15 protein-coding genes are annotated in these 23157 nt (G+C 43.2%); 10 read left to right on the top strand and 5 right to left on the bottom strand.

Translation table 11 applies throughout. The features are described from left to right. Positions 1–2 precede the first annotated feature (2 nt). A complete protein-coding gene (locus ACPYIV_RS13230) occupies positions 3–2354 on the bottom strand; it encodes an ATP-binding protein (RefSeq protein WP_301703607.1) in 2352 nt (783 codons plus the stop codon). A 104-nt stretch (positions 2355–2458) separates the two neighbouring features. Further along, positions 2459–4849, bottom strand: coding sequence for a TonB-dependent receptor (locus ACPYIV_RS13225; protein ID WP_293739065.1), 2391 nt, complete (start codon positions 4847–4849; stop codon positions 2459–2461). An 80-nt stretch (positions 4850–4929) separates the two neighbouring features. Here ACPYIV_RS13225 and mnmD point away from each other — a divergent pair, with 80 nt between their 5' ends. Further along, positions 4930–5610, top strand: coding sequence for a tRNA (5-methylaminomethyl-2-thiouridine)(34)-methyltransferase MnmD (gene mnmD, locus ACPYIV_RS13220; RefSeq protein WP_293733027.1), 681 nt, complete (start codon positions 4930–4932; stop codon positions 5608–5610). Here mnmD and trxA read toward each other — a convergent pair. Continuing rightward, a complete protein-coding gene (gene trxA / locus ACPYIV_RS13215) occupies positions 5605–5919 on the bottom strand; it encodes a thioredoxin (RefSeq protein WP_005637649.1) in 315 nt (104 codons plus the stop codon). The genes mnmD and trxA overlap by 6 nt on opposite strands. Before the next feature lie 69 nt (positions 5920–5988). Continuing rightward, entirely contained in the window at positions 5989–9789 is a 3801-nt protein-coding gene (gene dnaE / locus ACPYIV_RS13210) for a DNA polymerase III subunit alpha (RefSeq protein ID WP_293733026.1), read from the bottom strand. 126 nt (positions 9790–9915) lie between these two features. Between dnaE and ACPYIV_RS13205 the strand changes: the two genes are divergently transcribed. The 9 genes from ACPYIV_RS13205 to tsf all read left to right on the top strand — a co-directional run bounded on the left by ACPYIV_RS13205 (position 9916) and on the right by tsf (position 21538). After that, complete coding sequence (locus tag ACPYIV_RS13205) at positions 9916–10545, top strand: porin family protein (RefSeq protein ID WP_293733025.1); 630 nt, start codon at positions 9916–9918, stop codon at positions 10543–10545. Positions 10546–11118: 573 nt separating this feature from the next. Then, on the top strand, positions 11119–12324 hold the full coding sequence (locus ACPYIV_RS13200; protein ID WP_425883407.1) for a hypothetical protein: 1206 nt from the start codon (positions 11119–11121) through the stop codon (positions 12322–12324). A 26-nt stretch (positions 12325–12350) separates the two neighbouring features. Next, positions 12351–13931 carry a hypothetical protein gene (locus ACPYIV_RS13195; protein WP_301703631.1) on the top strand — a complete coding sequence of 527 codons (1581 nt, stop codon included), beginning with the start codon at positions 12351–12353 and terminating at the stop codon, positions 13929–13931. A gap of 40 nt (positions 13932–13971) precedes the next feature. Beyond that, positions 13972–16683, top strand: a complete 2712-nt coding sequence (locus ACPYIV_RS13190; protein WP_293733022.1) for a fimbrial protein — start codon at positions 13972–13974, stop codon at positions 16681–16683. Positions 16684–17360: 677 nt separating this feature from the next. Further along, the gene (locus ACPYIV_RS13185) at positions 17361–18290 is read left to right on the top strand and encodes an Rpn family recombination-promoting nuclease/putative transposase (protein WP_293733021.1); all 930 of its coding nucleotides are present in this window, start codon (positions 17361–17363) and stop codon (positions 18288–18290) included. Between the two features lie 277 nt (positions 18291–18567). Continuing rightward, entirely contained in the window at positions 18568–19023 is a 456-nt protein-coding gene (rplM, locus tag ACPYIV_RS13180) for a 50S ribosomal protein L13 (RefSeq protein ID WP_005637644.1), read from the top strand. Positions 19024–19028: 5 nt separating this feature from the next. Continuing rightward, entirely contained in the window at positions 19029–19415 is a 387-nt protein-coding gene (gene rpsI / locus ACPYIV_RS13175) for a 30S ribosomal protein S9 (RefSeq protein ID WP_293739060.1), read from the top strand. A gap of 141 nt (positions 19416–19556) precedes the next feature. Then, a complete protein-coding gene (rpsB, locus tag ACPYIV_RS13170; protein WP_122298226.1) occupies positions 19557–20399 on the top strand; it encodes a 30S ribosomal protein S2 in 843 nt (280 codons plus the stop codon). 149 nt (positions 20400–20548) lie between these two features. Continuing rightward, the gene (tsf, locus tag ACPYIV_RS13165; protein ID WP_293733019.1) at positions 20549–21538 is read left to right on the top strand and encodes a translation elongation factor Ts; all 990 of its coding nucleotides are present in this window, start codon (positions 20549–20551) and stop codon (positions 21536–21538) included. 239 nt (positions 21539–21777) lie between these two features. Here tsf and ACPYIV_RS13160 read toward each other — a convergent pair whose 3' ends face one another. Beyond that, complete coding sequence (locus tag ACPYIV_RS13160; protein WP_425883030.1) at positions 21778–23136, bottom strand: transposase; 1359 nt, start codon at positions 23134–23136, stop codon at positions 21778–21780. Between the last annotated feature and the right edge of the window lie 21 nt (positions 23137–23157).

The raw sequence follows: 23157 nt of genomic DNA, 5'->3' as shown, positions 1-23157 counted from the left end.
GCTTAGTGTAGATGCCGGGTGATGATATTTTTCAACTCCGCCGGTTTGATCGGCTTTGCTGCATAACCGTTGAAGCCGCTTTGTTTTACCCGTTGTTCATCCTCTGCAAAAGCAAAAGCTGTTACGGCAATAATGGGGATATCGGGATCCTCTTTTCTGATCTCGGCAGTCGCTTCATATCCGTCCATATTCGGCATTTTAATATCCATTAGGATAAGGTCCGGATGGTGCTCGCGATAAAGCCGGACTGCTTCGTCCCCGTCATGGGCATGCAATAGGTTATAATCTTTCAGGACTGCACGAATCAGTATGTAGTTGCTTTCGTTATCTTCAGCAATCAGTAATGTCGCTTTTTGCGGGTTCGTATTGTCGATTGTGACCTCTTTATCCGTCATTGGTTTTACCGGCTGGACTTTTAAGTCATGAATGACTGTATCCGGTAAAGTAAACCAGAAAGTCGAACCTGTCCCCAGTTCGGATTCCACACCGATCTCGCCGCCCAGCTTCTTGACGATCATCTGGCAAATGGCAAGTCCCAGGCCTGTACCTTGTGCGAAACTGTTCAGCTTTACGAAACGGTTGAACACGAGATCTTTCTTTTCCGGTTCGATACCACAACCGGTGTCACTGACGTAGAATATCAGTTTATTGTCTTTATGCCGGTAACCGAACCGGATACTTCCTTCTTTCGTGAACTTTATGGCGTTGTTGATGAAGTTTGTAATGACTTGCGCCAGCCTGTTCTTGTCCGATGTGATGATGCAGTGAGGCATTTTTTCGACAAAGGAGACCTGTACCCCTTCCGGCGCTTTCAGGCGGGAAGACTGTTCGATATCGGATAATAGGACATTGAGATCTATTTCAGAGTCGATAAATTCCAGTGTGCCGGCCTCGATCTTGGCTACATCCAGGATATCGTTGATCAGTTGCAGGAGTAATTCGTTGTTACTACTGATGATGTTGATATATTCATCCCGTTCCTCTTCGTTTTCTGCTATGGTCAGCAGATTGGAGAAACCTACAATCGCGTTCAACGGCGTACGGATTTCATGGCTCATGTTGGCCAGGAAAGCTGATTTCAACCGGTCGGATTCCTCTGCTTTGTCTTTGGCTTTTCTCAGCTCGATTTCGTCTTCCTTCTGTTTGTCGATCAGGACCAGTAATTTATTTTTCAGCTTGCTGGTTCGCAAGTAGAAATAAAGCACCATGATAAGGAACAGTAACAACACGATTGCTACCAGCAACAGGATTTCAAATTTATATTGGACGAATAATCCCACTTCTGTATTGATTAATACCGAATGTGGTGGCAGTTCTTTTGTCACGATACCTCGTTCTTTCAGCTTCTTGGCATCGAATGTATATACGTTGGGAATCGTTTCCGTGTCAAGCTCATCCGGGTGTTCTTTCAACAGGTGAATGGCTTGGAGAGCCAGATCTTTTCCTATCGAGCGGTATTTAGGAATACATCCTCCGATCGCCCAATGGCCTAATCCGATAGAAGTCAGGGAGAATGCCGGGACTTTGGGATTGGCCAGCATCATTGTGTAGGTCGCGTTGCCGACATAATATCCGTCATTGACGTCGACACGCCAGGTACCCAGAAGAATGACAGTTTGTGGAGGCAATTGCTTGATCTCTTCGATGATGCTATAGATGTCGTTCTTTCGTCCGTCCAGGGGGATGAAGTCTATCCCGTCAATTTTTCCGATTTCCTTTTTTACCAGAGCCTGAAGAGAAATACCTCCATAGCTGTTGTCCGTAATCAGGGCAAAATGCCGGGTGCTCGGATACAGTTTGCGGACCAATTCTATATTGGCTTTGATATCATAATTGTAGACAAATCCGGCCAGGTTCCTTTCTTTGTTTTTCAGATCTTCAACGTTTACGCTTTCCGGATTCCATTCCGCAATATTTATATTGCTGTCAGGTAATAAAACGGCATTTCGACTGACCATTCCGCAAAGTATCGGGATATCCCGGACTATGCTGTCATCTTGAGAAAGGTAAGAAGCCCATCCTTCCTGTCCGAGTATCACAATCAGGTTGGGGCGGTTTTCTCCCTGGTATTTGTTCAGTAGCTTCCTCATTCTTCTTTTCCAGAGGGGAGCTTCGGGAAGACTCTTGCAGTTCATGTTCTCGATTACTACAGGCGAGTTCCCTCCATGCTTCTTGTACTCTTCCATGAACTCGGAAATATTTTGTGTCGTATTGCGTGTGTCGGGATTGTAAGAACTTATTATCAGTATAGGATTATTTTCATCAGCATGAACTTGGCATGTGAAGAGCAGGCATATGATTATGAAAAAAAATAGCCACCTGTGCTTTGCGTTGTAAACAGATGATTTGTTCATTAAATAAATATTATTATTCTAAAGCTCCAAAATTAATCCCATTTTGAATCCCGCATGCAAAAATAGGAATTATTTGATATAACCTTGCATAAATCAATACTTTTCTAAAATTCGATCATGATCCCTATACTGGGTAATAGGGTGCCGGTACGACGTTCCACTGACTTTAATTCATAGCGTTGTTGATCGAGGGGAGCTTCAGGATTTAAGATTTTACCTGTTTTGATATACACATCTTGTTCTTTATATTTGGAATTCAGGATATTTTGCAAGTCAATATAAGCTCCCAACATGAACTTTTTCAGATAGAAGGTCTTGTCTATCCGGATATCCAGTTGTGTGAAAGGCTTTAGCCGTTCACTGTTGAAACGGCTGTAATCGTAATAAAGGCTGCCGCTGGCGTCCCAAGCTTCGACTAAGCTGCTTTTTTCAACGTCATATGGAGTATAAGGCGCGCCGCCTACTACCCTTAATTTGGCTCCGATATCCCAGTTTTTAGGTAATGCATAGGTTCCGCTGAATGTAAAAAGATGGCGGTTGTCCCAGGCTGACGGGATGTATTTCCCGCTTCCGCGCCCATCCTTGAACTCGCTGCGGACGTAAGTGTAAGAGGCGATAAAAGTCAGCCCTTTGTAGTTATACCATCGTCCGGTAAGTTCGAGGCCGTATGCTCTTCCGGTAGCGGTCGAGTTGACCGCTTCGTTTCCTAAAACCCCGTAATCCGTGCCCTTGGAGGCAAGTGGAATGCTATCTATCAATGACATCGGGTACTGGTCGTATTTCTTGTAAAAGCCTTCAGCGGAGAATTTCAGATAAGAGGAAGGGCGATATTCCAGCCCGAGTCCTGCCTGGTCGCTTCGGATATAAGTCAAGCGGTTGGCTTTATTCAGATAATTGCCTTGGTTGTCTTTGAATCCGAGAACTGTATAAGGAGGCAATTCGTAATACCTGCCGATGTTCCCGTTCAGATAGACCGCTCCAAACAGACGGTAGGAAAGGGAGAGGCGAGGGGAGAGCTGGTCCAGGAGGTTGTTCATCTCCGATGAATAATCGTTGGCGTCTGCCCGTACACCTAAAGACGCGGTAAAACGCTCGTTGTCGCTTTCATATATGGCTGTGGCATAAAGCCCCCATTTCAAAAGCCCGAGATCGGTGTGATAGTTGATTACTTTGGGGCTTGTGGTGAACTGCTTCTGGTATGTGCGGTTGGTATAGGTCGCATATTCGAGATTCCCACCGACATTCAGCCGGAAAAGGGGGAAGCGGAATATATTTTCACTGCGCAGCTTATTTTCGGTCTCGTCCGAGCGATAATTGAGTGTCAGGTTCTCTTCCGAACTTTCGTCATTATCTTTGTATTTGGTATTCCGGTTATTTAATTGACTCCGGCTGACAATCAGCGAATAAATGTTTTTGCCGGAGTAGTGTTTATAAACCGCTCCCAGCGTATATGTTTTTTGCTTGACAACCGGGAGATAGGCCAGAATGTACTGGTTCTTTTCACTCATATCTTCCATTCCCGTATTGAGCTTCATATCGTCGATAGCTCCCAATCCTAAAATCGTCAGTTCGTTTTTCCGGTTGAATGTATGTTTCACCTTGAATTGCGCATCTGTAAAGGTCGGTAGGAAGGGCAGTCCGATCATATCAAACAGAAATTGCAAGTATGAACGGCGAACGGATACCTGGTAAGTCGTCTTGTTCCCGGCTGGGCCATTGGCTGAAAAACCGATATCCGAAGCTCCTATTACTCCTCGAAGTGAAAACTTTTCTTTGTTGCCATCCTGTAGCTTGAAGTCGAGAACCGAGCTGAGAGCATTTCCACGTGCGGCGGGATAGGCGGCTGAATAGAAATTGACTTCGCGTATGAAGTCCGGATTAATGATCCCGACAGGTCCGCCCGAAGCACCTTGCGTGGAGAAGTGGTTAATATTGGGTATTTCTACGCCATCGAGAAAGAAACGGTTTTCAGACGGCCCTCCACCTCTGACCATCAAGTCGTTTCGGAAGGCAGCCGTTGATGCTACACCTGGAAAAGATTGTACGACTCGTGATATGTCCCGGTTGCCTCCGGCACTTTTCTCGATCTCTTTGAAGCCGATTACACGTAGTCCGAGCGGGCTTTCAGCTGTTTTGCGGAATGGGGAGGCAACGACACTTACCTCCTGGAGGCTTTCACTGCTTTCTTCCAGCTCAATAGGGAAAAACATATCTTTGTTGGAAATTCTGAATTCAGCCGTGACTGTTGGTTTATAGCCAATGAAGGAGGCTTGCAGGCGATAGCTTCCGGGAGCAACCCCGGTAATCTCGAATTGGCCGATCGAATCAGTGACAGTTCCTTTTGTCGTATTCCAGATAACTACATTGGCAAAACTTACTGGTTCACCATTGGCAGCATCTTTTAAAATACCTTTTATGGAGTATGTTTGTTGGGCTTGAATAATCTGTAAACCCGTAAACAGCAAGAGTAAAAGAAAAATGAATTTCTTGGTCATCCTTGATTCTTGTTATGATCACAAAGATATATAAAAACCGGGAGTAAAAACTTACCTTTGCAGGCATATTATAAAAATATATGCAGAACGCAACGAATCATATCAAACGGGAATTACAACTGACGGCAGATGGAAGCCATACGCTTTTTATCCCCGAAATGGACGAGCACTATCATTCTGTGAACGGTGCCGTACAGGAATCGCGCCATGTCTTTATTGAAGCCGGGTTGCACCGTCTGGAACGGGAGGAGATCACAATCCTGGAAATAGGTTTTGGCACCGGGCTCAATGCCTTTCTGACTTTATTGGATGCTGAAGCGCATCAACAAAAAATACATTACTATTCGGTTGAGCTCTATCCTTTGGATATCGATGTAATCGAGAGCCTGAATTACGGAGAAATCATTTGTGGCGGACGAAAAGATGTTTTCCGTGCCTTGCACGGGGCGGAATGGAATACTTCAGTCCGGGTCACGGAGTTTTTTGAACTGCATAAAATACAAGGAGACAGTAATACGTGCGGTTTGCCGGAACAGATCGACCTGATCTATTTCGATGCGTTTGCTCCTGATAAGCAGCCGGAGATGTGGAACCAGGAAATCTTCAACCGGTTGTATGCCCATACGACCGAAGGCGGGCTTCTGACGACCTATTGTGCGAAAGGTGTCGTCAGGCGCATGATGAAAGAAGCCGGATATTCTGTCGAAAGAATACCCGGCCCCCCTGGAAAGCGCGAAATGCTTCGTGCTATTAAATTATAAAAGAGCTTCGATTTTAGATACGAATGTAGTTTTAGGAGCAGCACCTACCTGTTTGTCCACAACCTTGCCGTCTTTGAAGAAAAGAACGGTCGGGATGTTGCGGATACCAAACTGTGCAACCACGTCGTTGTTGTTGTCTACATCCATTTTACCGATTGTTACACGGCCTTCATATTCGGTAGCCAGTTCGTCAATGATCGGGCCGACCATGCGGCAAGGACCACACCATTCAGCCCAGAAGTCGAGAACCATAGGCTTACCAGAGTTTACCAACTCTTCAAAATTTGCATCTGTAATTTGTAGTGCCATATCTTTAATTATGAATTATATATTCGAATTTTGTTGCAAAAGTACAAATTCTTTTATACCGTACAAATACTACCCGTTAATTTTAAAATCCATATTCTCGTTCATTTGCAAGAATTCGACTAAGTTGCGTGTGACATTGAGCCGTATGTTTTGCGAGAAAAAATTCTGCATGATATTGTGCTCGCCGTCAACCACCTTAAAATATAACAGACTTTGGCCCGGATTGTTTTTAATCAAGGTCGACAGTTCATTCACGGTCGGTTCGTCCAGGTCATGGATCGGGACCGTGATACTGATCTTTTCGATCAGGCGGTCTTTCTCTTCCTGCAGCAACTGTATGGATCCGATAGATAGGCTCAAACGGCCGGAATTGTAGCGGTCTTCCACACGTGCCTTGATTAACAAATACATACCGCGTTTGCCAAATTTGCTGTAATCGACAAAATCTTTACCGAACAATGCTATTTCTCCGCTACCGGTGAAATCTTCTATTTTGATAATGCCGTATGGGTTCCCTTTCTTGGTCATCCCTTCGCGGAAATCCGTAACGATACCTCCGAATAACAGGTCTTTCCCTACTAAGTTTTCCTTGTCGTTTATTTCCGCCATGCCGGTATTGCATACATAAGTCAGTATAATACGGTATTCATCCAATGGATGGGCGGAAAGATAGATGCCGACCAGTTCTTTTTCCTTATTCAGGCGTTCAAGGTCGCTCCAGCGTTCACATTTGGGAATCTCCGGCTTGGCGATGGGGACAAAAGCATCTCCTCCGAACAGAGAGTTCGTTGCTGTACTCTTGTCTGTCTGGAACTTATTGCCATAGCGAACCAGCGTTTCGAGGAATATTTCCCCTTTCCCGGTTTCGGTGAAGAACTGTTCCCGTTGAATGCCGAAATTATCGAAGGCGCCGGCTAATGCCAACGATTCGATGTTTTTCTTGTTGCAGGCTGTCAGGTTGACGCGTTCTACAAAATCAAAGATATCTTTGTACGGACCGTTCTTCTTCCGTTCGTCGATAATATTTTGTACGGCGGCTTCACCGACACCTTTGACTGCCCCCAGGCCGAAGCGGATGTTTTTATCTTTATCTACGCTGAATTTCAGGATCGATTCGTTCACATCCGGTCCCAGAACCTGAATACCCATCGCTTTACATTCGTCCATAAACTTTGTGATATCCACAATGTTAGACAAACTCCGGCTCAAGACGGCAGCCATATATTCAGACGGATAGTTCGCTTTCAGAAAAGCCGTCTGGTAGGCCACCCATGAGTAGCAGGTCGCATGGCTCTTATTGAAAGCGTATGAAGCGAATTTCTCCCAGTCGGCCCATATCTTATTTAAGGTCTCTTCTTTGTAGCCATTCGCTTTCCCACCTGCCATGAACTTGGATTTCAGGTGGTTCATCTTCTCAATCAGCTTTTTACCCATTGCTTTACGAAGGGCGTCGCTCTCGCCACGGGTGAAGTTCGCCAGCAAACGGGACAGGAGCATGACCTGTTCTTGGTAGACGGTAATGCCATACGTGTCTTTCAGATACCGTTCCATGACAGGAATATCATATTTGATTTCCTCTTTTCCCTGTTTACGGGCGATGAAAGAAGGGATATAATCCATTGGTCCCGGACGATACAGGGCGTTCATCGCAATCAAATCCTCGAATTTGGATGGTTGCAGTTCTTTCAGATACTTTTGCATACCGGCGGATTCAAACTGGAATGTCCCTGTTGTCTTTCCGTCGCAATACAGTTTGTAGGTTGCCGGATCTTCCAGGCTGATATGGTCGATATCCAGTTCATGGCCCGTCGTCAACCGGATGTTTTCGATAGCTTCCTTGATAATGGACAATGTTTTCAGTCCCAGGAAGTCCATCTTGATCAAACCGGTCTCTTCGATAACCGAACCTTCGTATTGGGTGACGAGCATCTCTTCGCCGGTATCTTTGTCTTTTGCCGTGCTGACAGGTACGACATCCGATATATCGTAACGCCCGATGATGACGCCGCAGGCATGTACCCCCGTGTTGCGTACGTTGCCTTCCAGCATTTGGGCATATTTCAGGGTGTCACGCGCCAGAGGATCGTTCCCGGTAGCCGCCTCTTTCAGCTCCGGCACATAATTGATCGCATCTTTCAGCTTGAACTTCTTCATATCCGGAATCTTGTCCGGGACGAGTTTAGCCAAGCGGTTCGATTCGGAAAGCGGGAGTTTCTGTACGCGTGCGACATCCTTGATAGCCGATTTGGTAGCCATCGTACCATAGGTGATGATATGCGCCACACGTTCGGCTCCATATTTCTCCGTTACCCAGCGAAGCACTTCCCCCCGGCCGTCATCATCGAAGTCGGTATCGATATCGGGGAGGGAGATACGGTCCGGATTCAGGAAACGCTCGAACAGCAAGTCATACTTGATCGGGTCGATCTTGGTAATCCCCAAACAGTAGGCAACAGCCGAACCGGCAGCCGAACCACGGCCGGGGCCGACCGAAACGCCCAGTTCTTCACGGGCGGCACGGATAAAGTCCTGCACGATCAGGAAGTAGCCCGGAAAACCCATCGTCTTCATGATATGCAACTCGAAGTTCAACCGTTCCTTGACCTCGTCGTTCAGGTCATCTCCGTAACAGACCTTTGCACCGTCGTATGTGATCTTTTTCAGATAGTCTGCTTCCAGCTTGATACGGTATAGCTTTTCGTAGCCCCCCAATTTCTTTATTTTGTCGCGGGCCGCTTCTTCGCTTAAGACAACGTTTCCATTTTCATCGCGGGTGAATTCGTCGAACAAATCCTGTTCGGTGAATTTCTGGCGATATCCTTCTTCCGTTCCGAAATCTTCCGGGATGGCGAAGGTAGGCATGATAGGGCCGTGGTCGATGGAATAGAATTCCACCTTGTCGGCTATTTCCAGCGTGTTGCTAAGGGCTTCAGGAATGTCAGAAAAGATGGTATTCATCTCAGCAGTCGTCTTCATCCATTCCTGTTTGGTGTAGCGCATACGGTTCGGATCGTCCAGGTCCTTTCCCGTGCTGAGGCAGATCAGGCGGTCGTGCGCTTCGGCATCTTCCGCGTTGACAAAGTGGACGTCGTTGGTTGCGATAACCTTGATGTTGTGTTTACGCGCCAGTTCCAGAATCGCCTTGTTGGCCGTTACCTGGTGGGGGTAAACATCCTGTGCGGCGTTCGGATCATGTGTCTCGTGCCGTTGTATTTCCAGATAGTAATCTTCTCCGAACAGGTTTTTGAACCAAAGGATGGATTCTTCCGCCTTGTCCATCCGTCCGTTCAGGATATGCTGCGGAATTTCCCCACCGATACAGGCGGAGCATACGATCAGGTCTTCGTGATATTTTTCCAGAAGTTCCTTGTCGATACGCGGACGTCCGTAAAACCCTTCTGTCCAGGAGAGGGAAACCATCTTGATCAGGTTCTTGTATCCGTTCAGATTCTTAGCCAGCACGATCAAATGCCATCCGCTCCGGTCGTTCTGCGAAGCGAGTTTGCTAAGCCGTCCGTTGCGGGCGCAATAGCACTCGCAACCGAAGATCGGTTTGAATATCTTTTTCCTTTCTTCTTCGATCTTAGCGGGTATCTCTCCGGCACGGGCCTGCTCTTCCGCAGTCAGTTCCGTTTTACTTTTCAGTTCCTTCAGTTCTTTCTCATAATCCTTGATGGCTCCTAACGGCTTGCCGTTTTTCTTGGATACCTTGTTGAAGAATTCTTTTATCCCGAACATCACACCGTGGTCGGTAACGGCAATTGCCGGCATACCATCCTTTTGCGCTTTGTCAATCAAAGCGTCGATCGATGCTTGTCCGTCCAGCAGGGAATACTGGGTATGTACGTGCAGATGTATAAACGGTTCCATATCAATTCTTAATCTTTTTATTTCGGCCTATAAAGATACGGGTTATTTTATAAATTTATTCTATCGGCTGTTATAATCCGGCTGAAAAATTCTATCTTTGCTTTTGATAAAGCAGAGGTTAGCAATATGAGAAAAATTATATTTATCGCCTTTTTGGCAATGTTGATGATTATGCCGGCAGTCAGCCAGGTTACTTTCGGTGTACGTGCAGGTGGTGCTTATTCTTCTCTGGTGCAAAAAGTCGAAGGTACCTATAACGCCGGCGCCCGTTTTGGTTTTAGTTTAGCCGGTCTTGCCGATATACATTTATATAAAGGTTTATCCTTGCGTCCCGAACTGGCGTTTACGAACCAGGGAGGTTCTTTTTATTCCAATCCGCAGGTGGAAGGTGCAAAGAATTCTTTCAATAAATGCAGTTACTATTCTATCCAGGTTCCGGTGAACTTAGCCTATACCTTTATTATAAACGATGTACAATTGGGCGTTTACGCCGGTCCGGCTCTCGACTTTTCTCTCTTTGGAAAGATGAAAACCGAAAACCAGAACGTCGACATCCATTTCGGCCAAAACAAAGAAGCCGACTTGAAAACATTTGACTTGGGTGTCAATGTCGGCTTGCGCGTGGATTACAGCCGCTACTTCTTTTCCATCGGTGCCCTTTGCGGTACGCTGGATCGCCGTGCCATAGAGCGCGAAGGCGAATCTTCCCTTTATCAGAACAATGTGACGTTGTCGTTGGGATACATGTTCCGGTAAATATTTATTACTCCGGCATACCGAAAACGAGATGATCCTTCTTTGTCATTTAGACAGAGAAAAGAGGGCGTTATATGTCAAATAGAAATGTTAAAAAATATTACCCTTACTACTAATTCCAAATACATGGGGTAGTAATCCTATTTTGATGGGATGGTAGTGACATTTTGATAGTCGTGCTATAAGCCCTATGAACCTTAGAAACGCTATGAACCCTATTCTTTCTTCTATTACAGTAAATCTATCGTTTCAAGGGGTATCTCTCTCAATTTGATTGATTGCCACATTTACCCCTTAAAGATGAAAGTTGTGCCTATTATCTCTCTTATTTATCTGGTATATTTTTGCAATGTAAAGTTAAAACAGTGATAAAAACGACATAGTTCTAATAGGACTATGTCGTTTTTTTGTTTTGTAAATCAGTACTTAAGCCAGTTTCGCTTTTCTATATGCTTATCTAAAACTCTCCGTAACTGTTTGTTTTTCAGCTTTTCTTACTCTAAGTTCTATTAGAACTATGTCAATTATAGGAAGAATTGGAAGTAAGATAAAAACAATAAAAAGATAAACAATATGAAACTGAAAAACATCGCATTAGGTATAGGGTTCCTTGTAGCCATGTTTTCTTGTTCGATGGAAGACGATATCGCTCAGAATGATAATGGAATGAATCCGGTAGATGGAGAAGAAGTCTATGCTGCCCTTCAATTTAATATTTCATCGAAAACTGAATTAGTTACCAAATCTTCTTCTGTAAGCGGGCCGACTGATGGTACTGATAATGATGTTAAAAATAACGAAATGGCTGTCAACCATTGTTTTGTCTTTGTGGCAGATGATAATGCTATTATTGGTAGTAGACATTATACAAGTGCAGACATGGAGTTTTCCGATGGAAAATATACTTTAACGAAGCATATCCTCGTTAAGGTGCCGAAGAATAATCAACCGATATTGAAAGTCTATGTTGTCGGGATGAAAAATGATAACGGATCTTATTTTGAAACTAACATATTCTCAAAAGCAACATCTTTGAGCACTTTAAAGAGTTCTGTTATAGGGAAAAATGCAAACGACGAGGGCAACTCTCTATCTGATTTTATCAAGGTCGGAGAAGGAGAAATCCATCCGTATGATGCAACCCATCCCAATGGTTATCAGTCTTCTGACAAGACAACACAGTTTAACTGTAATGGCGGTGAAGTAAAATGTGGAAACGCTGATATTACGTTGGCACTTCGGGCGGCTGCTATCGAGATCGCATCGTTTAAGATTAAAGATTCAAAAGGAAACTATTCCTTTGATAGCGAAACGGCTAATAGTGCATCCGCAACGAGAGCAGTAGTAAAGGATATCCAGTTAGGTACTCCAAAACAGGGAGGGCAGATTGTCAACACTATGTTGAATGCAGGTGAGGCCAATTCCAAAGTCAGAAGCTACACATCTTATTTAACGGGATATAACAAGATGTCTGCAGAGGAAAAAGAACAATCCAACCCTATGGGATATCGTTTTTACACTTATCAGAATACGGCAGATGCAACGATGATCACGATTCCGTATGTAAATGGAGACGGCAAAGATCAAACGATTTCTTTCTCGGTTAAAACACCTGATACATCAGGAAACGGTTATTCTGAAACAGTCAAAGCCGGTTATCTATATCGCATAAACGTTGAGATCACGAATAATGTAGCCAACGTTGCCGTGCAATGTTATACGCAGGACTGGAAAGAAGGCGGTTCTTATGACATCGTCCTTAAACCTTCAAATAATTAATGTTAACGGGTAAAATACAAAATATTATGAGAATAGTAAAATTAGTAAGTGGAATAAGTTTGGCTGTGTTGGGGTTGTTCTCCTGCACATCCGAAGAATTGATTGGAGAGCAGGAACAAGGGGATGTAGCCCTTTCTGTAGTCCTTTCGGTGGGGGATGTTTCGACAAAAGCGATTGACAGTCCGGCGACGGATGATGGCTATGCGATTGCAACGGCGGATGAGATAAAGATCAATGATTTCTATGTGGCAATCTTTGATGCGAAAACGAATATTAAAATAGCGGATAAAACGATTGCTGCTACCGCTTCTTCTGATGTGACAGCTGTAACGATTGATAGCAAACCAGGATATAAAGTTGATTTCAATGATGTTTACTTACGTAACCTAAGTGCTGATAAGAAAGTATATGCTATGGTTATCGCTAATGCGAGTTCATTATATACAACGCTTTCCGGTTATGATAACTATTCGGACTATGTGGATGCGACAAAGACAGCCATTGATACTCAGTCTTTTGAGGCTGATAAACTGGCCAAAGCAGGAAAAAGCGATGCGGCGGCTTTGGTAAAAGGTACGACAATTACCCTTACCGTTCCGCTGACTCAGCTTTCCGCACGAATCGACTTTGGAACGATTGGAGTTGAAACAAAGGCTGCTGCGGGGACAAACCGTGAAGAAATCGAAGGTTATGAATATTGCTCAACGTTACCGGGGGATGCGATTCTGAATTTGATTAAAGGTAGGATTGAGGAAAGTGTGATTTGGAGTGGGGATCTTGAATTGAAAAAAGGTGTATATTTGGATAAGACAGAATCATTTAATCTGATTGCTACAAGGGAGTATTATTCAAATTGGGATGAAGTCTTAACTTTTGGAGCATATTATGATGCCTTGATTTCTGACTATAAAAAAACAGTTGATAGGTTGGGATATGAAAAAATGGAACGCACCTGCTACTACCAAAACCGCCTCCTAATCGTCCGTAAGAAAGTCGTGACTTATGAAACGGAAACAAGTGGAGGTTCTGAGGGTGGTTTTACCCCGACAAATATCGCAATAGAGGGAATAAATGGTAAGACTAATATTCTGATGTCGGGTGCAGAGCGCAATAATCTGGCAAGCTCTCCTTACTTGGATGGTAATATCGCTGTAAATACCTCTTTTTATACGTATGAATATCCGGATGAAGTGCCGTTGAAATTAACGATTACCGGAAATACAAGTTTATCTACCCCCGGTTCTTCAACCGAAACGGCGGTTAGTGCGAAATATGTATATGGCATTTTGATGCAAACGCGTGGCAACAACGGATGGAGCGGTGCACCAGAACTTACGGCGGATAATATCAATAGCTATGCTATTACTTGGTACGATGATATCATCGAGGATGTCACTACGACAAAAGCCGCTTCAACCAAAGCAGGTGGCGAAACTACTTACGTGTTGAACTGGAAAGATTTAACAGACGGGTCGGGAAACCCGGTCACGTTGCAACATGGTTATCGTTACAAATTGAATGTTCGTGTAGAGCAGAACGATTTGCAAGTTACGGTTGTTAAGGCAGCTTGGAGCGAAAAGGATGTTGAGGTTAATTATGGAAAGTAATAGACTGATTAGTAATATGAATTTTTTAAGCAATAATAATATGAAATCAATATATTCGATATTAACAATATGCTTCTTTCTCGGTTTGGGACTTATTTCTTGTTCCGAAGAAGAATTGGAGAAAAGAGAAGCTTCTGGTGACGGAAAACACCTGCAGATCACGATCAGTACGACTCCAAGCCGTGTGTCAACACCGATGACGAAAGCTACGAAAGAGGATACGGAGCGTGTCAATGATTTGTCAGTCTTGATTTATGATAATAGTGGCAACTTAATACAGGAAGAGTCTAAATATTATTCTACGAATGGTGATAATGAAGGATTGTCGGATTTAAGCGAAGAAAGTACGGATGGCAATGACGTATCTCATACTTATACGATTCCGATTGAGCCGGGTGATAAGAAAGTTTATTTATTGGCAAATGCCGGTGACGTTAGAAATGTACTTGATACGGAGGAATCTGTCAAAAAGTATTCTGTCGGTTTGAATGGTTTAGATCCTCAATTGGTCATGTTTGCAGAAGGACAAAGTTTTAATGTCGGAAATGGAAACTCACAGGTTAGTGCTCGGTTGGTTCGTATTTATTCGATGTTGACTGTACAGGTCAATACCGGTAATTTGAACAGTGGGGTTGTGATTACCCCATTATCATTGCAACTGAAACACATTCCGAATCAAGGATATGTAACTGCTCCTAATAAGATCGGTTCAAATTCTGTTGAATGTGTGGAAGAGGGTACAATAATAGAGGCAGGAAATAGCTCTGACTTTTTGAAGGAGGGACATGATCAGGCCATTCCTTTATTTCTGTATGAAAATATGCAGGGTAATGGGAATAATACAGGGGTACATAAAGACGATGAATCATATAAAACTCCTCCTACAATTACCGAAGCAACAAAAGACCGTGAAATATCGGGAAAAGATAGAACCTGTTCTTATATCGAATTGATAGCGAAGTATAGTGGAGGAGAAAGTAAAACTGATAACGATAAGATTATTTATCGTTTTTTCCTGGGGGAGAATTCATATAATAATTTTGATGTAGAACGAAATTGCTATTATAAGTTGACATTGAATCTTGCCGGCAATGGAGGTACTGATGAAGCTTCTTGGCGTGTGACTAAAGACTTTATGGGGGTGATTACTGTATCTGATGCTTATGTCGGATATGTAGCCGGTTCAAAAACATATATTCCTATCGTAGGGGATATTGGTGATATTGTATCTTACGAGATAACAACTAATGTAGTTGATGATAAGAACACTATTTTTAAGGGGGAGGATTTAGAAAAAGTCTCTGATACAGAGGGTAGATATTATGTGTCAGCTTTAAAGAATAATATTAACGATTATGATAATGGAAGGAGGACTTGTACCGTTACATTTACAATGAAAAGTGGAACTCGGTACACCGCAAAGGTAACCCAGGTTCCTCGTTTGGTCGATCCGATTGCTATTTTTAAGAATGCAAAAAACACCAATCCTTCTGTTATTAAGGTTAAAGAATATAGCGCAAAAACTAAAAATTATGATTTATTGTCTTCAGTAGGTCCGTGGAGTGCCACGATTGAATCATATTCAGGAAGCAGTGGGTGCTGGTTTGAAATTCGTAATGATGAAGGTCGCGCAGATCAGCAAGGAAGTGTCATACGTGGAGACGGACCTGTAACATTTACCTATCAACCTAAATCTGAAAATAATAATAGTGATGATAGAGTTAGTAATAAGAACTTGTCTTTTGCACAAGATTTAAATAATGCGGATAAGGCACGTTATGGCGTGATACTTGTTAAATATCATAATGAACAGTGTGAACACCGTATTTATGTTCGTCAGGGATATCAGCCGACTACGATGGGAGGTTCCGTTTGGTCTATGTTCAATTGTTTGGGCGAACAATCAAACGGTCAACAAGCTTATACCTCTTATCCGACAGAGACCGGTTGGCTGTTTAAAGGCGCATGTGACATCGCGATGTCACCGTATGAACCGGGGTATGAAGTAAATCCGAACAGTAGCTTGCCTTGTTCGGATGGCCGGAATCGTTCTTTCGAAGCTATACCAGGATCTGGTCCAAGACAGGGTGTTGAAAATTGGGTTTCGTCACGTGGAGTGGCACAGCAAGGTCCTTGTCCGGAGGGATATAGATTGGCCTCCGGTGAAAATTTCTATAATTTGTTCCAGAGCTCCACCGCTTATACCGGTTATGTTTATGATGATGATTATCCGTCGGATGGTAATGAGGATAACTTACCTTATGGGTATAGAATGGGTAGTTCGGGTCATGAAATTGTAGTAGGAACAGGCAACCATTGTAATCCGGCAAAAGGTTCTTTGCTTGTAAATGGAAATGGTTCAAGTATCTTTTTTACTTATGGGAAAGGGATAAAAACAGTACCTGCAGGTGGAGATAACAATCTGATTGATGAAATAGGTGTTGGCCATAGAGGGCCAGATGATAGTAGTAAAAATAATAATGGTCGCTATTCAAGGATGGGATATTTGAAGTATTATGAGTTTTTAAATTGGACATCCGGAAATATAGAAGAACATACGTATGGTGCATATTATTGGGGCGCTACTAAGTTTAGTGATAGTGATCGTTTATCGCGTGTGAATTTTTCCTATGATCTTTTAGACCCGAATGTTGAAGAGTCGTATGTGGACTGGGATCCGAGTAAAGGTCATACAGGTATTGATTCTTATCTGCATGGAAGTTTTGTCCGCTGTGTCAGATCAACAAGATAGCCTATATTTTTTCATTTAACTTACATACACCGAATCCTTAACGGGATATAGGTAACTTAGGGCGCGGAGATTTTCTTCGTGCCCTTTGTGATATATGGAAGGTAGTGTATAATATTGTCGCAACGCACTTGAAAAAATGTGCCGAAAGGTATGTACTTCTTTCTCGAAAGGTCGGCATCTTTTGGGGTAAAAGCTATAGCCTTTTGATGCATAGCCTATAGGCTGTTTTTTATCGGATAGGGACTGGCTTTTTGGGGATGCGTATCGTTTTCCGACCGGACAAGCATCCTTTCCGAAACCGATAAACATCGGATTTATCACTTCTCTCTATATATCCAGGAAAATTAATTCCGGGTTCACACGTCCGCAACATCCCTGATAGTCAATGTCTAAAAGTGAACCTTGTGAATGCGGGTAACGTTTTTGACCGGCGTTGGGACAACGTTCACAGGGTTCACATCTAAACGCTGCTTTATAGCTGTTTATCGGAGTGTGAACCCGTGATTAATAAATATGGCATAAGGCGGTTCGGACATAAATATCCTGCTTGTGTAAATCTAAAAGTATAAAAGTTGATATCTATTTGGTCATTTCTAAATAAATGTTACCTTTGCCGGTAAGGAAAGAGGGAATGAATCTTCTTTCTCTTTATAATCAACAACTAAAACCATATAACTATGGCTATATTTATTAATCCCTTTGTGGATCGTGGTTTCAAACTCCTTTTCGGAAGAGAGGACAGTAAGGCTCTTTTGATCGATCTTTTGAATGATCTTTTGGAGGGTGAACGTGCGATCGTTGAACTATCTTTTATGAATGTGGAAGCTCCTGCTGATTGTACCGATGGACGTAATGCTGTGTTCGATCTGAAATGTAAGGATAAAGATGGAGCTTTTTTTATCGTTGAGGTCCAGAATTCACTGCAAACTTATTTTTATGAACGAGGATTATATTATCTTTGTCGTATGATCTGTGATCAGGACAGGAAAGGTGAACAGTGGAACTTCTCTTTATGTCCGGTCTATGGCATCTTTTTCCTGAACTTCAAGTCGGGCAAAAACGATAAGGTGCGTACGGATATTGTGCTCGCGAATCGTGAAACAGGTTGCCAAGCCAGCAACCTGCTGCGCGAAGTGTTTATTGAGATGCCCTTTTTCGATAAGAAAGAGGAGGAGTGTAAAACGGGTTTGGATTATTGGCTTTATACATTGAAATATATGGAACAGTTAAAAACAATACCATTCAAAGGTCAAAAAGCTTTGTTCGAGAGACTTGAAAGGTTGGCAAAGATTGTTAATCTCAACAAAAAAGAACGTATGGAGTATGAAGAATGTCTGAAAGTCTATCGTGATAATCAGAACACGTGGGATTATGCAATAGAGAAAGGCTATCAAGAAGGTGTGGATAAAGGATTGAAGGACGGGTTGAAAAAGGGTCTGGAAGATGGATTGAAAAAGGGACTAAAAAAAGGGATGGAAAAGGGAATGGAAAAGGGAATGGAAAAGGGAGTCCGCCAAGTGGCCCTCAATATGAAACGAAAAGGCATGGAGGTCGCTGCCATTATGGAGTGTACCGGTCTGGATGCCGGGACGATTGCGGAATTGTAGTTGGAATAATCGTTTGGTGAAGATATAATGTTAAGGTCCGGTAGCTTGAGGGGTGCCGGACCTTTTTTTCCTGTAATTGACCTACTTGTGCAAATTCTTTTCATGAAAAGTTTTGAGTTTTGCAGAAAAACCGTACCTTTGCAAGCCGAATATTATCAAAATTGTACTAAGAGTTTAATTCTTAGCACGTTGTTGCGTCAAGTGTCCGTAGTGACAGCGCACGCGGGAATTGGATTCTTGTTTTTTAGAGTTATTAATTTATTAATTTTTTAAGCAAGTGGATACTTTAAGTTTTAAGACCATTTCTGCAAACAAAGCAACTGTAAACAAAGAGTGGGTCATTGTTGACGCCGAAGGACAGACTTTGGGACGCCTTTGCGCAAAAGTAGCAAAGCTTTTGCGTGGTAAGTACAAACCCAATTTTACTCCGCACGTTGATTGTGGTGATAACGTAATTATCATCAATGCAGACAAAATCGTTCTGACAGGTAATAAATGGAACGATCGTATTTATTTGAGATATACCGGATATCCCGGTGGACAGATCGCTTATACACCGGCTGACTTACAGGCTAAAGGTGACGACCGTCTGTTCCGTAAAGTAGTAAAAGGTATGCTTCCGAAGAATCGTCTGGGTGCTAAACTGTTGAACAATCTGTATGTATATGCAGGAACAGAGCACAAACACGAAGCTCAGCAGCCTAAATTAATCGATATAAACTCATATAAATAATCACAATGGAAGTAGTAAATGCAATAGGAAGACGTAAAGCAGCAGTTGCTCGCGTATTCGTAAGCGAAGGTACAGGAAAGATTACTATCAACAAACGTGATCTGGCTAATTACTTTCCTTCTACAATCCTTCAGTTCATTGTTAAGCAGCCGCTCGCAAAGCTGAACGTTGCAGAACAATATGATATCAAGATCAACCTCGATGGAGGTGGTTTCAAAGGACAGTCTGAAGCTGCTCGCCTGGCTATCGCCCGCGCACTGGTTAAGATCAATCCGGAAGACAAACCCGCTCTTCGCGCAGAAGGTTTCGTTACTCGTGACCCGCGTGCTGTTGAACGTAAGAAACCGGGACGTCCTAAAGCTCGTAAGAGATTCCAGTTCAGTAAACGTTAATCTTATTTGTGAGTCCCTTACAAGTATAGCAAAGCGTTTAGTATCTAAATTATCAGGATTCTTTTTATATGCTGACATACGGGAGGACTACCTGATGATTGAGTTAAACAAAAGAAAGTAAACGATTTTAAGAAAAAAACAATGTCAAGAGTTAATTTTGATCAGTTATTAGAAGCTGGCGTACACTTCGGACACTTAAAAAGAAAGTGGAACCCCGCAATGGCTCCTTATATTTTCATGGAGCGCAATGGTATTCATATCATTGACTTATATAAAACAGTTGCTAAAGTAGACGAAGCAGCAGAAGTAATGAAGAACCTGGCAAAACAGGGCAAGAAAGTGCTTTTCGTTGCTACTAAAAAACAAGCTAAACAAGTTGTCGCTGATAAGGCTTCTTCTGTAGGTATGCCTTACGTTATCGAACGCTGGCCGGGTGGTATGTTGACCAACTTCCCGACTATCCGTAAAGCTATCAAAAAGATGGCTACTATCGATAAGATGACAAAAGATGGTACATTTGATAATCTTTCCAAGAGAGAAAAACTTCAGATCACTCGTCAGCGTGCTAAGTTGGAAAAGACTTTGGGTTCTATCGTAGACCTGACTCGTCTTCCGTCAGCTTTGTTCGTTGTTGACGTAATGAAAGAACATATCGCAGTTCGTGAAGCGAACCGTCTGGGTATTCCTGTATTCGGAATGGTTGATACTAACTCCGATCCGAACAACATCGACTACGTGATTCCGGCTAACGACGACGCTACAAAATCTGTAGAAGTTATCTTAGGCGCTATCTGCGAAGCCATGAACGAAGGCCTGCAGGAACGTAAAGCTGAAAAGATCGATACGGAAGCTGCTGGCGAAGGCGAAGCTCCTAAAAGAGATCGCAAAGCTAAAGCTGCTGTAAAGAAAGAACGTACTAAGAAGGAAGACGACGAAGCACTGAACGCTAACGTTGCTGACAAATTCGCTAAGGACGAAGAGTAATTCAATTGACAATTGAAAATTGACAATTGAAAATTAAGAGAAACATAAAATGAAACGATGGGCAATTGGCTTTTGACTTGAATTGTCAATTGTCAATTGTCCATTGTCAATTAATAAAGTAAACATTAAATAAATAAGGAAATAAGATTATGGCTGTAACTATGGCTGATATTACCAAGCTACGCAAAATGAGCGGAGCTGGTATGATGGACTGCAAGAAGGCTTTGACCGAATCCGACGGTGATATCGAAAAGGCAATGGAAATTATCCGTAAAAAAGGACAGGCTATCGCTGCTAAGCGTTCTGACCGCGACGCTGCCGAAGGTTGCGTTTTGGCAAAGAAAGACGGAGAATTCGCTGCTATCATCGCTTTGAAGTGCGAAACCGACTTCGTGGCTAAGAATGAAGATTTCGTCGCGTTGGCTCAGGCCATCTTAGATGCTGCTGTGGCTAACAAGTGCAAGACTCTGGACGAAGTGAAAGCTTTGCCGATGGGTAAAGGCACTGTGCAGGATGCTGTTACCGACCGTAGTGGTATCACTGGCGAAAAGATGGAACTGGACGGCTATAACGTTGTAGAAGGTGCTTATACCACTGTTTACAACCATATGGGAAAGAACCAGTTGTGTACGATCGCTGCATTCAACAAGGAATCTGAAGAGGCTGCCCACAACATCGCTATGCAGATCGCTGCCATGAACCCGATCGCTATCGATGAAGCCGGTGTTCCTGAAGCTGTAAAAGAACAGGAAATCCAGGTGGCAATCGAAAAGACAAAGGCTGAACAGGTTCAGAAAGCTGTTGAAGCTGCTCTGAAGAAAGCCGGCATCAACCCGACGCACGTTGACAGCGAAGATCATATGGAAAGCAATATGGCTAAAGGTTGGATCACGGCTGAAGATGTTGCCAAGGCAAAAGAAATTATCGCTACTGTTTCTGCAGAAAAAGCAGCAAACCTGCCTCAGCAGATGATCGAGAACATCGCTAAGGGACGTCTTGGCAAGTTCTTGAAGGAAGTTTGCTTGCTGAACCAGGAAGATATCATGGATGGCAAGAAGACGGTAAGAGAAACAATGAAGGAAGCTGATCCTGAATTGCAGATCCTTGCATTCAAACGCTTCACTTTGCGTGCCGAATAATTCTGCTGCGGCAGTATGAAATAAAAAAGGAGGTGTTTTCAAAAAACATCTCCTTTCTTAGGGACATTCAGTAAATGTCTTTAAAAACATAAAATGGCATATGAAGATGCTTTGTTCATATCATCTCATATGCCATTTTTATTATCAATTTTTTCTCTCTGACCTAAAATCTTCTCCTTTCGGGCACGATGTTCCGGAAGAAGCCTGGGACTTCTTCTAATAGATTCTTTATACTTATGCTATGCAGCTCTCTTCTGTCTGTTTTTGATTTTATCAATCATCAATATGGCGTTTGCCGTATGTATTCCAAAGAAAATCCACAGGATTTCTGTTTTCCTGTTCCGTGCTTTGACTTTCGATAGCGAGTAATGCTGTTTTTGCGTACCGAAACTGCCTTCAAGCCTGGTGGCTCTTTCCCTTGAGAGTTCACTCCTGAGAACCTTCCTCACCCGCTCATCCTTCGCGACCCTTCCCTTGCGTACAAAGGAGGTTGATATCCCATATTTTGTACAGAACTTCCTGTTGGCATTATTGGCGTATATGGAATCGGCGGCCACACACCTGACCCTTACATTCATCAACTTCTGATGCATACGGATACAATCCTTCAAGCGTATGCCCTCATTGAATGCCTTGAAAGAGACGTGCTCGATGAACGAGATCCCGTCTATCTGTATGTTATTAACCTTTGCGCCGAACTCTACAGATTTTACCTCCTTGCCCCTTACGATAGGGCGTACGTAATGACGGTCAATACTGACAATACGGTCACTGACCTTCCTGCCTTCAAAGAGTTCCTTTTCCTGTACAAGGACCTTTCTGATGATGGAAAGCCGCTTCTGATAATCCTGTGTATATGTGAGTGAAGAGCCGTATTCTCTGTGAATGTCATCCCGTTGTATGATGAGTTTTTCCAGGAGTCTGATCATGCGACGCCTCAGCATCCTTGTCCTTGAAGCCTTCCTCTTTCTTTTCTTGCAATAGGATAGATAGGATACCGCAACATCCGCATATTTGTTACGGGGACGCCTTATGCCGAGTTGCCCACAATGTATGCGGATATGCCGGTAGAGCCATTCGATGCTTTCCCAAAGGAGCTTCATGTCCGTAGGGAAACGCATATGACTTTCATAGCATGTGGCATCGGTCATGCATACGTGAAGGTTCTCAAGATAAGGCTTCCAGTGTGAGGCAAGGATTTTCTGAAGGGAGTCGATGTCAAGACGGGATGCTATCTCATTACGGACAGCACTGATTATCTTGTAGTTCGTTATAGGGCAGGACGGGTCTATCATGATACCACAGAACAACTGATAGTGTATGTTTCCGTTAAGATGTTCTACCAATAACCTGTCAGAGAATCCGGTGTAAGCCTTCAGTACCATAAGGGCTATCTTCGAGGAAGGACTGAAACTGTTCCTGCGACCCAAGCGGGATTGTGAAAGGCCTATCTCTTTGGCTATGCTCTCGAACGGAAACACGGAATGAAGACTGCCAAGTTCACTCGCATGAAAACTCTTACGATATTTTTCCAGAATATCGAATTCTGTAAACCCTAAAGTAGGGTGAATTTCTGAAATATTTTGTATCTTCGCCATATCTTAGTGTGGATATTTCCC

Source organism: Parabacteroides vesiculifaciens (assembly GCF_049860805.1).
In the GTDB taxonomy this organism is placed as follows: domain Bacteria; phylum Bacteroidota; class Bacteroidia; order Bacteroidales; family Tannerellaceae; genus Parabacteroides.
The sequence above is the reverse complement of the archived record's forward strand: the minus strand, read 5'-3'. Positions and strand labels throughout refer to the sequence as shown.